The sequence below is a fragment of the Microthrixaceae bacterium genome (assembly GCA_023957975.1).
Taxonomy (GTDB): Bacteria; Actinomycetota; Acidimicrobiia; order Acidimicrobiales; family Microtrichaceae; genus JAMLGM01.
The window spans coordinates 121,282-134,363 of the sequence record JAMLGM010000005.1 but is presented as its reverse complement, the minus strand read 5'-3'; the positions used below and the strand labels follow the sequence as shown (position 1 = coordinate 134,363).

Here is a 13,082-nt window from a genome sequence, read left to right as displayed (position 1 = left end):
ACGATCCGTGCACACCTTCGGGGGGAGGTTGGATCGGAGGGGTGCGAGATGGAGAGAACCTGGACGGCGTTGCGTCCCTATGTTCCTGCGTTGGGCATCGTTGTGCTGCAGGTGTTCCTGTGGCCGATGTCGGCGGGAATGGCCGTTTCGGGGGCGATCATGGGTGGTCTCGGCGCCATGATCGCGTTGGGTATGGCGGTGATCTTCCGGGCGAACAACACCGTGAGTTTCGCCCAGGCCGAACTCGGCGCGCTGCCGGCGACGATGGCGATCGTCGTCATGGAGGTCTGGGGATTCACCTACTGGATGTCGCTGGTCGGAGGCCTGTTCGTCGCGCTCGTGGTGGGGACCGTGGTGGAGTTTCTCTTCGTGCGACGCTTCTTCGCCGCGCCCCCGCTGCTGGGAACGGTCGCGACGATCGGGGTCGCCCAGCTGTTGTTGTTTGCGTCGGTCAGCTTCCCGATGATCTGGAACCTGGCACCGAAGATTCGCACCTATGACGCTCCGTTTGATGTGCGCTGGCAACTCGGGGCGGTGGTTTTCGACGCCAACGACCTCATCGCGGCGGTGGTCGCCCCGACGGTGATGGTGGCGTTGTGGGCAATGCTGAGGTTCACCAATACCGGCGTCGCGCTGCGGGCGAGCGCGGCGAACCATCAGCGGGCATCGATGCTGGGTATCGCCGTGTTGCGATTGCAGACCGAGGTGTGGGCCGGCGCAGCAGCGATGTCGTTTCTCGCCGTGTTCCTGCAGGCCGGAATCACCGGATTACCTCCGGGCGGTGTCATGAGCTGGACGATCCTGCTTCGAGCGCTGGCCGCCATGGTGCTGGGCAACATGGTGAACCTCGGAGCGATTGCCGCGAGTTCGATCGCCCTCGGCATCTTGCAGACCGGCATGGAACGATCCGGCGACGGCGCCTGGGTGGGACCGGTGCTGTTGGCGGTGGTGGTCATCGCCCTGTTGATGCAACGCCGTAGCGAAGGCCGCGCCGGTGCCGGACCCTCCGCGTTGAGCATCGGTGCCGAGCCGCATCGACTCCGTGGCCGTATCGCTGCGGACCGCCGGGTTCGGGCACTGCGGTGGGGAATCGGCGTCGTGGTGGCGATGCTGGTGCTCGCCGTGCCGTCGATGATGGGGACCGCAGGCACGCTCAAGGCCTCGGCGGTCGTGATCTTCGCCATCATCGGGCTGTCGATGGTCGTGTTGTCCGGGTGGGCCGGACAGGTGTCGCTCGGGCAGATGACCTTCGCCGGAATCGGCGCCGCAGTCAGCGCCTGGGCCATCGTGGATCGCAGCCTCGACCCGGTGGTCGCGATGGTGTTGGCGGCGGTGTGCGGAGCGGCGGTGGCGGTGGTGATCGGGGTGCCGGCGCTGCGGCTGCGCGGACTGCATCTCGCGGTCGTGACCCTTGCGCTGGCCGTGGCGGCATCGGGGGCGGTGTTTTCGAACGGGATCGGCGAGTGGATCCCCACCGCAGGGTTCTCGCGACCCGCGTTGGCCGGGCGGTGGTCGATCGACTCGCCGGCGCGGCTCTACTACCTGGCAGTGGCCGTGGCGGTGGCGGCGGGGTTGGCGGTTCGGGGGCTGCGGGCGAGCAGATTCGGTCGCGTGCTCATCGCCCAGCGCGACAACGAACGCGCCGCGATGTCCTTTGGGACGGGTGTGGTGGCGGCCAAGCTGGCCGCGTTCGGGATCTCGGGGGCGTTGGCCGCGGTCGGCGGATCGCTGTTGACGCTGCAACAGGGGGCGTTTCGAGCGGACCTGTTCGACGTCAACGCCGGGGTGGCGGTGTTCGTCGCGGCGGTGGTCGGCGGCCTGGCGAGTCCGCTCGGAGCGGTGCTGGGCGCGGTCTACCTGCGCGGCGCCCAATGGGTGCTGCCCGGCAACTGGCAGATGCTTGCGTCGTCGGCGGGGGTGCTGATGGTGCTGTTGATGGTGCCCGACGGCCTCGTCGGGGTGTGGACGCGTGCCCGCAACCAGCTCATCGCGGCGCTGATCGGCAGGCCGGTCGACGAGCGCGATCGCGTCGAACCGAGCGATGATCCGACCCCGTCGCGCCTGTCGCGAGCCGAGTGGCCCGACGGGTTCCACCACGAGGCGCCGGAGTCGGTCTTCGTCGCACCCGAAGGGGTGATCGCGTGAGCGCCGCTGCACTTCGCTCCAGCCGCGAGGCGATGGCCCCCTACGTCGAAGGGATGTTCAGCCCGAGGCGTTGGTGGGCGACGCTGCGTCACCCGGTCGAGTCGCTGCGACAGGTCGCCGGCGACGGCCCGGCGTTCGCACTCGTCGTGTTGTTCGGACTCAATGCGGTGGACGAACTCGACCGCACGGGGTTCGGCATCTTGTTGCCGACGATTCGCGACCACTTCAACATGTCCGACACCGGCATCTTGTCGCTCGTGGCATTGACGACGCTGGGAGCGCTGCTGTTGCAGTTGCCGATCGCCATCCTGGCCGATCGCGGCAGTCGGGTTCGTCTCGCCATCGCCGGCGGGATCGCCTGGGGGGTGTTCTCGTTCGCCACCGGGATGGCCACGACGGTGTGGGCGCTGGTGCTGATCCGATCGGGTGCTGGCATCGGCCGGGCGGTGGTCGACCCGACGCATTCGGCCCTGCTGTCGGATTACTTCGCGATCGAGCGACGCCCGGCGGTGTTTTCGTTTCACCGTGCGGCCAACGCGGTCGGCCAATTCGTCGGGCCACTCACCGCCGGGGTGTTGGCCCACTACTTCAGCTGGCGGGTTCCGTTCTTCGTGTTCGCCCTTCCGACAGCGCTGTTCGTCGTGTTGGCGCTGCGCCTGCGGGAGCCGATCCGCGGTGCGCACGAGCGGGCTGCGGCGGGGGAGAGTGCGGAGGCGATCGCCACCGAGGAACCCGACGCCAGTTTCGGTGAGGCGTGGCGCACGGTGTGGAAGATCGAGTCACTGCGGCGGATCTGGTATGCCATCCCGTTTCTCGCCGTGTCGATCATCGGGTTCGTCTCACTCGCCGGGCTGCTCTACGAACGGGTCTACGGCTACGACGACCTGCAACGAGGAGTCGTCGCCGCGCTCGTCGAACCGATGCAGCTCATCGGGCTCGCGATCGGTGGCCGGGTCGGCGTGCGCCTCGTCATGCGCGACCCCGCCCTGATTTTCCGGTTCCTGCGCAAGGTCGCGTTCGTGAGCGGGGCCTGGGCCGCGTTGTTCGCCTGGTCGCCCAACATCGTCGTCACGATCATCGCGAACATCGGCTTGACCTCGTGTCTGGCGATTCTGCTGCCGGGCGTGCTGTCGGCGTTGTCGTTGGCGATTCCTGCGAGGGCACGGTCGGTCGGGTTTTCCGTTGCGTCGTACTGGGCGATTCCGGGACTCGCCTTTGTGCCGCTGATCGGATGGCTGTCCGACAACGTCGGGATCCGCTGGGGAATGCTGGTGATCACCCCGATCCTGGTGGTTGGCGGGGTCATGATCTCGAGCGTCGCCACCTCCATCAACCGCGACATCGCGGACGTGTGGAACTCGAGCGCCGCCCGAAGTCGCGCCCTGATCGAACGGCGCGAAGGGCGTTCCAAGCTGCTGGTCGTCGATCATCTCAACGTGTCCTACGACAACGTGCAGATCCTGTTCGACGTCTCCTTCGGCGTCGATGAGGGAGACGTGGTGGCGTTGTTGGGAACCAACGGTGCCGGCAAGTCGACATTGCTCAAGGCGATCTCGGGCATCGCCGAGGCCGACTACGGCGCGGTCATCTTCGATGGCCGCGACATCACCCACGCTCCACCCCATGAGATCGCCACGTTCGGTGTGGGCCAGATGCCGGGCGGACATGGGGTGTTTGCCCCGTTGACCGTTGCGGAGAACCTGCGCGCCGCGGCCTGGCTGCACCGGCGCGACCGCGTCGCGACACGGGCCGCGATCGATCAGGCGCTGGCAGCGTTTCCCTCGCTGGCGAACAGGCTGGAGTCGCCGGCAGGCGACTTGTCGGGTGGCCAACAGCAGATGCTCGCGTTGGCGATGAACCTGATCGGGGCCCCGAAGCTGTTGATGATCGACGAGCTGTCGCTCGGCCTCGCCCCGGTGGTGGTGGAGCAGTTGGCGAAGCTCGTTCGTCAGGTGGCTGCGGAGGGAACGACGATCATCCTCGTCGAGCAATCGGTCAACGTTGCACTCACCCTCGCGGACACGGCGTTCTTCATGGAGAAGGGCGAGATCCACTTCTCGGGTCCGACCGCCGAGCTGCTCGAGCGTCCCGACCTGTTGCGTTCGGTGTTCCTCGGCAAGGCGGCCAACGCCGCGACCAGCCGGACTGCGACACACCCTGTCGTGCATCAAACCGCCGGCCACCATCTCCGCCATCCCCTCGCTCCACCGGTGCTCGAAACGATGGATCTGTCGGTGTCCTTCGGCGGCGTCCGCGCCGTCGACGCGGTGAATCTCACCGTGAATGAACGCGAGATCGTCGGGGTGATCGGGGCGAACGGAGCGGGTAAGACCACCCTGTTCGATCTGATCTGCGGGTACCTCAACGCCGACGGTGGACGGGTCATGTTGGGCGACTGGGACGTCACCCGGGTTCCACCTCACGAACGGGCGCGTGCCGGGCTCGGACGTTCGTTCCAGGACGCGGCGCTGTTTCGCACGCTCACCGTGGCCGAGACCATCGCGGTGTCCCTCGAACGTTGGGTGGCGGTCACCGATCCGATCAGTGCCATGATGCGGACCCCTGCGCTGTACGACTCGGAGAAGGCGGTGGCGGCGCGGGTGGACGAGTTGATCGAGCTGTTCGACCTCGGGTCGTTGCGGCATCGATTCATCGGCGAACTCTCGACCGGTTCGAGGCGGGTCGTCGACCTGGCCTGCGCGGTGGCCCACTCGCCGGCGGTGTTGCTGCTGGACGAACCCTCCAGCGGGATCGCTCAGCGTGAATCGGAGGCCCTCGGCCCGCTCGTTCGCCGGCTGCGCGACGAGTTGGGGTGCGCCATCGTCGTGGTCGAACACGACATGGTGCTGCTGGCCTCGATCGCCGACCGCCTCGTGGCCCTCGAATCCGGCGCGGTGATCGCGTCGGGCGACCCGGCGGTGGTGCTCGCGGACGAACGCGTCGTCACCTCCTACCTCGGCTCGTCCCCAGCGGCGATCGCCCGCTCCGGGGTCGTCGCGTCGTCGACGCACCGAGGAGCATCGTTTGATGAAGGGAACACCCCATGACTGAACCGCCCGAGGGCGCTGCCTCCGAGCCGACGTCCGCCCCGATGCCCGACCCGACGCCCGCTGCGGCGGCGCTGCGGCCGAGCGCACCGCCGCCGGCCAACCCCCTGCGCAAGTTCGGGCCGATCTGGGGGGTCGCCCTGTTGTTGGTCGCGGTGCTGGTGGCCATTGTCGTCACGTCGGGTTCCGAGGACGAGACGTCGACCCCTGCGTCGTCGACGACCGGTTCTTCGACGACGCACGAGGCTGAACCGGTGTCGCTTCGCGAGGGGGTCGACATGTACTCGGTCGCCGAGGCCGAAGGACGGGCCGACGACATCGACTGGGGGGATCGCTGCGACACCGATATCGGCAGGCTCAAGTTGCCGTTGTGGCCTCAGCAGGAGTGTTTCAAACCGTTCGACGGGGACAACGGCGGACCGACGACCTCCGGGGTCACCGCCGATGAGATCAAGGTGGTGATTTACACGCCCCAGGCCGACGACCCGGTACTCAACTACGTCTACGCGCAGGTTGGGGTGAACGACTCGCCCGATCAGAATTTCGCCAGCTTCGAGGGGTACGCCGAGATCTTCGGGCGGTACTACGAAACTTACGGGCGCACGGTGACGTTGCAGCGTTATGAGGCCACCGGGCCGATCAGCGACTCGGCCGCGGCGATGGCCGACGCCGAGACGATCGCCCGTGATCTCGCACCATTCGCCGTCATCGGTGGTCCGAATCTGACCAACGCCTTCGCCGACACGCTGGCTCGCAACAAGGTGATCTGTATCTCGTGCACGCCGCTGCAGCCGGCCGAGTGGTATGTGGAACGCGCCCCGTACGTCTGGGACGTGATGCCAAATGCCACCCAGGCCCTCGACATGGTGGCCGAATACCTCATCAAACGCGTCGCCGGCAGACCCGCAGAATTCGCCGGCGACGAGGCACTGCACCGACGCGATCGCGTCTTCGGTCTCGTCCGCGTCGATTCGAGCGAGTCGTCGTCGCAACTCGAGGCCTACTTCGTCGACACCCTTCGGGCCGGAGGGGTCGAGTTGGCGACGATTCAAACCTATGAGTCGCCCACGGATCTGGCCGCGACCGGCAAGGACATCATCACCGCGCTCAAGGAGGCGGGGGTCACCTCGGTGATCTTCAGCGGCGATCCGCTCGCCCCGCAGGCGCTCACCCAGATCGCCACCCAACAGGAGTACTTCCCGGAGTGGATTCTGGGTGCCTCCAGCCTTGTCGACACGTCGCTGTTCTCCCAGACCTACGACCAGACCCAGTGGGCACATGCATTCGGCGTGAGCCCACTGTTCGTGCCGGTCCGGCCGGGTACCGCCGGTGCGGCGTTCTTGTACGAGTGGTTCTTCGGCGAACCCGCCCCGTCGCAGTCGGTTGCGCTCATCACCGGTCCGCTGCAGGTGCTGTTCGGGGCAATTCAAGGCATCGGACCCGACGTCGAGCCGCAGGCCTTCGAGGACGTGCTGTTCTCCGGTCGGGTCTACGACAGCTCTCCGGTGAACCCCCAGGTGTCGTTCGGCGACCGTGGATTCTTCACCGTCACCGACTACTCAGCGCTCGACGACATGGTGGAGATGTGGTGGGACCCGAACGCCACCGAGGTGAACGAGTTGGGGCGCGAGGCCAAAGGACATTGGCGTTATGTCGACGGTGGCGCTCGTACCCTGCCGGGGCAATGGAGCCCGGGGCGCTCGGCGCTGTTCGATCCTGCAGGCACCGTGATGAGCTATGACCGGGCGCCCGCCGGAACCGAGATGCCCGACTACGAACCGCTCCGCTAGCCCTGCTCCCGCAGGCAGTTTTGTTATCCCTGCTCCCGCAGGCAGTTTTGTTAGCCCTGCTCCCGCAGGCAGTTTTGTTATCCCTGCTCCCGCAGGAAGCGTTCAAATTCGTCGGCGATTTCGTCGCCGGAGGGGAGGGGGCCGAGTTGGTTGGTCAGCGGCATCGAATCGGCCGCCTCCTCAAGCTGGCGCAGCATCGCCTCGTGCTGGGGGTTCCCTGCGACGAGTTCGTCGAGCCGCTCGCGGGTCGACGCGGCCTCGATGGCGAGTTCCGCCGTCGGAAACGTGAGGCCGCCGACCCGGGCGAGGCCCTCGATCAGTGCCAGCGAACCGGCCGAGTAGGTCATCGCACTGATGTAATGCGGCACCTGGGCCCACAACGCCAGGGCGGAAATTCCGGCATCGTGGGCGTGCATCTCGATGGCGGCCTGGACGCCTGCCGGAACCTCGACCGTTCCGCTGACGAAACCGTGGTGGGCCTCGACGATCGATGAGGACGGCGACGTCAACGACAACATCGTCGTGCGGGTGTGGGGAACCGGGGCGGGGTAGGCACCGAGGCCGATGATCTGCTGAACCTCGAGATCGAGGGCCAGCGACACGACCTCCTGGCAGAACGCGCCCCAGCGGTGATCGGGTTCGGCCCCGATCAACAACAAGACGTGGTTGCCCGACTCGTCGATGCCAGCTCGCAACTCGGTGGCCGGCCAGGTCAGTTCGTTCATGTGCCCGTCGACGATCGACATGATCGGGCGTCGCGCCCGCTGGTCGAGCAATTCGTCGGAATCGAAGGTGGCGACGAGTTCGGTGTCGGTGTTGTCGAGGATGGAGGTCATCGCCGCGGCAGCGGCGTTGCCGGCATCGATCCACCCTTCGAGCGCGACGATGAGCGTCGGGTTGGACAGCTGCGGGTGGGAATGGAGTTCGACGAGTTCGGTCATGAGGGGATCACACTTTCTCGGCAGCCTCTGCGGTGAGCGCCGCAAGGCTTGTCACCATGTTCGCGAACCCGTCGGCCTGATGCTGATCGGTTTCGCCCAGAGCACCCGCCGCGTACCGCGACCACACCCCGGCCATGATGCAGGTGAGCTTCCAGTATCCGAACGCGATGTAGGTGTCGATGTGGCTCAGGTCTCGACCCGACACCTCCGCGTATCGCCGGCACACCTCGGCGGTGGTCATGAACCCGTCGAGCGCGGTCGGCGACGCCTGGGGAAGCGCTGGCGTCGAACCGGGGTCGGTCCAGTACACACACAGCAGTCCGAGGTCGGCGAGCGGATCTCCGAGCGTGCAGATCTCCCAGTCGAGCACGGCGACGACCGAACCATCGGCGCCGATCATGCAGTTGTCGAGCCGGTAGTCGCCATGCACGATCGAGGTGCCCTGCTGCGGCGGAATGCGCGCCGCCAACAGGTCGTGTACCTGATCGACGATCGGCAGGTCGACGGCCGGGTTCTGTTCCTTCGACCCCTGGTATTGCTGATACCAGCGCTTGAGTTGTCGTTCGAGATAGCCGTCGTGGCGGCCGAGATCGCCGAGCCCGACCGCCTCGACGTCGACCTCGTGGATGGCCGCGAGCACATCGACCAGAGACTCCGAGGCCCGCCGTCGTTCGACGGTTCCGAGCCGTTGGGCGACCTCGGCGTCTCGCACGACCGTTCCGTCGACGAAGTCCATCACGTAGAACGGGGCGTCGTTGACCGACGGGTCGGATTCGAACCCCACCAGACTCGGCACCGGAACCGCGCTGGATTGCAGCGCGTTCATGATGCGGAACTCTCTGCCCATGTCGTGCGCGGTGGCGAGCACCTGGCCGAGCGGTGGCCGTCGCAGCACCCAGCGGCGGCCGTCACGGTCGGCGACGGAGTAGGTGAGGTTGGACAGGCCACCGGTGATGAGGGAGAACTGCAGCGGTGCCGCGAGCTGTGGAATCCGAGCGCTCATCCACTCGGTGACCCGGTCGATGTGGATGCCGCTGGGGGCCGTCTCGTTCGTCACCGAAGTCCCTTTCATGGCCGATTCGTGGTCGTCACAACCTAGTGCTGTCTCGCCCAGGGCGCGGCCGAAGGGGCTCGGACCGATCGCTACGATGACCCCATGGTTGAGGTGACCGATGCAACGTTTTCCGACCTCGTGCTCGCACGCTCGATGCAGGTTCCCGTGGTGGTCGACCTGTGGGCTTCATGGTGTCAGCCGTGCAAGACGCTCGGGCCCATCCTTGAGGCGGTGATCGCGGAGACCGACGGCGCGGTGGAATTCGCCAAGGTCGACGTCGACGCGAATCCACAGGTCGCCAACGCGTTCCAGGTGAAGTCGATCCCCGCGGTGTTCGCGATGGACCAGCAACAGATCGTCGATTCGTTCCTCGGCGCCCAGTCCGAAGCGTTCGTGCGCGAGTTCGTGGCCAAGTTGGTGCCCACCGCCGAGCAGAACGAGGTGGAGCGGCTCTACTCGATCGGCGACGAAGCCTCGCTGCGAGCGGCGCTCGAACTCGAACCGACGAATGAGCGCGTCGTGGTCGCGTTGGCGGAACTGCTGGTGATCGGGGGTCGGGGTGAAGAGGCCGAGGCGCTGTTGGCGGCAATTCCCGAGGATGCGGAGGTTCGTCGAATTCGGGCGCAGATTCGAACGGGGCAGATCGACGCGGCCGGTATCGATGTCGAATTGGAACTCGCTCAGTTGCTCGACCGCGTCAAGACCGACGATGCTGCCCGGCAGCGTTACATCGACCTGTTGGAACTGCTCGGCGACGACGAACGGGTGGGCGATTTCCGCCGAAAGCTGACGGCGCGGCTGTACTGATGGCCATCGGCGGCAACGCGATCTCGACTCGGAGCCTCAAGTGATTCGACGCGAATCGGGCGAGGGGTACACGGTGTGGCTCGGAGCGCCGGTACCGCGCGGCGCAACCGCCATCACCTTCGGTCGGCACATCCTGATGCGGCCCCGCGGTTCCGGCAACGAACATCTGTTGCGTCACGAACTCATCCACGTGCGCCAGTGGCAGGAACACGGCGTCGTCCGTTTCGCGGTGCGGTACCTCGGCGCGTATTTGCGGGGTCGGTGGCGCGGCTATGGCCATTGGGACGCGTACCGCCGCATTCCGCTTGAAATCGAGGCGGAATGGGGAGCGCAACGCATGTCGTCGACCGGCCCACGATGACCGTTTCAACCACCGCGACCGCTAACGTGGTCAGGTCACATCGCAGGCTCAACGGCACCGCAGAGGGCGGGTAGGGGAGAAATGGCATTTCCATTGCGACTTCCGGCGCCGGTCGGCGATCGCGATGTCCCGAAAGCCTACGGCGTCGCCGTCGAAATCGTCGCTGCACTCGCCGGGATCGGCGCCATCGCGGCGCTCAGCACCAACACCTTTGCGCTGATCATCGTCGGTGGCGCCCTCGTCGTCGTCGCCGGGTTCGCGCTCGTGTTCAGCCGCCCGGCGATCGTGGTGGAGATCTCGATCATCACCATGTGGTTCGACTCGGTCGGAGTCGGTCCGCTTCGAACCGGCCGTCTCGTCGCCGGGTTGACCGTGGTGGTGCTGGCCGCGCGCATCATGTCCTCGCCGTGGCGCCCACCGATGCTCGCGCCGCGCGCGTGGGCGTGGCCGGCGGCGTTCTTCATCTGGGCCTTCGCCAGCGGGTTCTGGGCGGCGGAGACGGGAACGTGGCTCGTCGGCATCTCCGAACTCACGCTCGGGTTCATCTACGCGATCATCCTGTTGGCGTTCGTCGAGGATGAGGCCCACTTCGCCCGCAGCATGAAGGCGTGGGTGTGGAGCGGAGTTCCGATCGCGATCATCTCGTACTTCTTTTACAACAAGGTCGAGGAGGTCCAGGAGGAATACGGCCTCGAGAACCGGATCGTCGGATTCTCGGGCAACGCCAATCACTACGCGCGCCTGCTGATTCTCGCCGTCGCCGTAGCGTTTCTGTTTTCGCGTCGCGCGCAAAGCCGGCGTGCACGCCTCGGCTACCTGGTGGCCGCGTTCTTGTTCTCCGTGGCGCTGGTCACGACCGGTTCGCGAGCCGGCATGGTCGCGATGGTCGCCATGATGTTGTATCTGGCACTCACCTTGCCCGGTCTGCCGAAACGCCAGCGCGTCCGGTCGATGTTCGGTGGCGGGGCGTTGGTCATCGTCGGCTGGCTGTTGGCCGCCTGGTGGAACCCCGACCGGTACTCGATCGGGGGATTCCTGGGCGATGCGGGTGCCGGGCGAATCGACCTGTGGAACGCGGCGATTCACTCGATTCAACAGCGTCCGATCAACGGCCATTCGATCAGCGCGTTCCGAACGCGCATGCTCGACATGTTGTTGACCGCGCCGGGTGGTTCGCTCGACGTCACGAATCAGCTGCGTAACCGGCAGGCGGGTGGCCTGGAAGCGCACAACACCTACCTGACCATCATCCTCGATCTCGGTTTCATCGGGTTGGCGCTCTACCTCGGCGTGATCGCGTCGGTGGTGCGGAACCTGTGGGACATGCGCAAGACCCAGTGGGCGGATTGGGCGTGGATCCTGATCGGGGCTCAGGTCGTGCTGTCGCTGACGGCGGCCTTCGGGTCGACCTACAACGTGAAGTTCCAGTGGATGGTCGTCGGCGTTGCCGGAGCGGTCTACGTGCGCGCTCGTAGCACCGACCGCGTCGACCGGGTTCGGTCCCACAGCGGGCTGGGGTCGCTGCGCAACCTTGTCTCGCCTCGGCATTCCGGGATCGAACGTCCCTACGCCGGCGAGCGGGCATTCGCCGCCCCGATGGACCTGCGGCTGCGTTACCCCCTGCGGTGGGTGATGGTGGGCGCGGTGGTGGCCGGCGCCGTGTTGGCCGGCGGAATCACGGCGATGTTCGGTTCGCCGACCTACAGCAGCCGGGCCCGGGTGATCGTCGCCGACTTTGCGAATGCGCAGCCTGGGGAGCCGCTGACCGCGAGCAACGACGGGATTCAGTTCGTGCTGAACCTCACACGCAGTTCGGTCTATTACGCCGAGGTGCTTCGCCAATCCGGGGTCGACCTGACCGTCGACGAGATCGCACAGGCCGTCGTGCCCACGCGCCCGAACTTCGGAGCCAACGTCGCGATCACGGCGACCACGAAGGATGAGCAGACCACGAGGCGCATCGGTTCGGTGTTGGTGTCCTCGTTGGACGCGGTCGTCGAGGCCGCACGGTCGGGGTCGGTGGTGATCACCGACGTGTGGACCCTGAGGCTGTCACGAGATCTTCCGGCCGATTACGACGGGCCGTTGTATCTCGTTCCCTACCGCACCCCGGTGGAAACGGTGACGACGCCCCGTGTGGTCACCCACGCGCTGACCGGAGCGGCGTTGGCGGCGCTGCTGGTGTTCGTCTGGGCGCTCGCGGCGCATTCCCGCCAACGCGTCCGGTCCGACGAGGACCTCGAGCGGCAACTCGGGCTCACGATGGTGGCGGCGGTGCCGCGTCCGTTGCTGGCCCGTGAACGCCATATCGAGGAGCATTATCGAACCGCCGCCGATCTCATCGATTCCGCCTGTCCGGTCGACCCGCGAATCGTCGGGTTTGCCTCGACCGGCATCGACGGGCTCCGGAGCCGGGTGGCGTTGTGGTGTGCGTTGGGGTTGTCGAACCTGTCGAGTCGACCCATCGTGATCGTGGACCTCGACGCAACCTCCGCGAACCTGAGCCGTCAACTGGGGGCCCGTCGTGCTCAGGGCATCGTCGATGTGGCCCGCGGTGGGGTGGACCTGGCTTCGGTGACCCGGCCGATCGCACGCCGGATGTTGCCGCGATCGTTCGCCCGGCTCGTGGCGTCTGCGGCCGCGCCGGTTTCGCTGGTGCCGGTGGGAGGGCGCGGCGTGTCCTCCGATGAGGTCTCGATGTTGTCGACGACAATTGCGGAACTCGTCGACCAACTCGCCGAGGACGCGCTGGTCATCGTCAGCCTTCCCAGCGTCCCGGGTCCCGTCACCGTGGAACCCACCCTCGTGCACTGCGACGCCGTGTTGATGACGGTGCTCGACGGGTGGACCCCGATCGATGACGCCATCTTGACGATCGACTCGCTGGTCGCCGCGGCCGACGATCGCGTGGGCCTGCTGCTCGTCGATCAGTAGCCC

8 protein-coding genes are annotated in these 13,082 nt (G+C 66.6%); 6 read left to right on the top strand and 2 right to left on the bottom strand.

The genetic code is table 11. The features are described 5' to 3' along the window. Positions 1 to 48: 48 nt before the first annotated feature. From M9952_09330 to M9952_09320, 3 genes are read left to right on the top strand one after another with little or no spacing between them, the layout of a single operon-like run. The gene (locus M9952_09330) at positions 49 to 2,145 is read left to right on the top strand and encodes an ABC transporter permease (GenBank protein ID MCO5313117.1); all 2,097 of its coding nucleotides are present in this window, start codon (positions 49 to 51) and stop codon (positions 2,143 to 2,145) included. Beyond that, entirely contained in the window at positions 2,142 to 5,192 is a 3,051-nt protein-coding gene (locus tag M9952_09325) for an MFS transporter (GenBank protein ID MCO5313116.1), read from the top strand. Before M9952_09330 ends, M9952_09325 begins: the two co-directional genes overlap by 4 nt. Then, positions 5,189 to 6,982 carry a hypothetical protein gene (locus tag M9952_09320; GenBank protein MCO5313115.1) on the top strand — a complete coding sequence of 598 codons (1,794 nt, stop codon included), beginning with the start codon at positions 5,189 to 5,191 and terminating at the stop codon, positions 6,980 to 6,982. Before M9952_09325 ends, M9952_09320 begins: the two co-directional genes overlap by 4 nt. A 77-nt stretch (positions 6,983 to 7,059) precedes the next feature. Here M9952_09320 and M9952_09315 read toward each other — a convergent pair whose 3' ends face one another. Both M9952_09315 and M9952_09310 read right to left on the bottom strand, forming a co-directional pair. Then, a complete protein-coding gene (locus tag M9952_09315) occupies positions 7,060 to 7,923 on the bottom strand; it encodes a PAC2 family protein (protein ID MCO5313114.1) in 864 nt (287 codons plus the stop codon). Positions 7,924 to 7,930: 7 nt separating this feature from the next. Further along, positions 7,931 to 8,980 carry a phosphotransferase family protein gene (locus M9952_09310; GenBank protein MCO5313113.1) on the bottom strand — a complete coding sequence of 350 codons (1,050 nt, stop codon included), beginning with the start codon at positions 8,978 to 8,980 and terminating at the stop codon, positions 7,931 to 7,933. 99 nt (positions 8,981 to 9,079) lie between these two features. Here M9952_09310 and M9952_09305 point away from each other — a divergent pair, with 99 nt between their 5' ends. From M9952_09305 to M9952_09295, 3 genes are all read left to right on the top strand, one after another. Beyond that, positions 9,080 to 9,784, top strand: coding sequence for a tetratricopeptide repeat protein (locus M9952_09305; protein MCO5313112.1), 705 nt, complete (start codon positions 9,080 to 9,082; stop codon positions 9,782 to 9,784). A 40-nt stretch (positions 9,785 to 9,824) separates the two neighbouring features. After that, a complete protein-coding gene (locus M9952_09300) occupies positions 9,825 to 10,145 on the top strand; it encodes a DUF4157 domain-containing protein (protein MCO5313111.1) in 321 nt (106 codons plus the stop codon). An 81-nt stretch (positions 10,146 to 10,226) separates the two neighbouring features. Further along, entirely contained in the window at positions 10,227 to 13,079 is a 2,853-nt protein-coding gene (locus M9952_09295; GenBank protein ID MCO5313110.1) for an O-antigen ligase family protein, read from the top strand. The last annotated feature ends 3 nt before the right edge of the window (positions 13,080 to 13,082 follow it).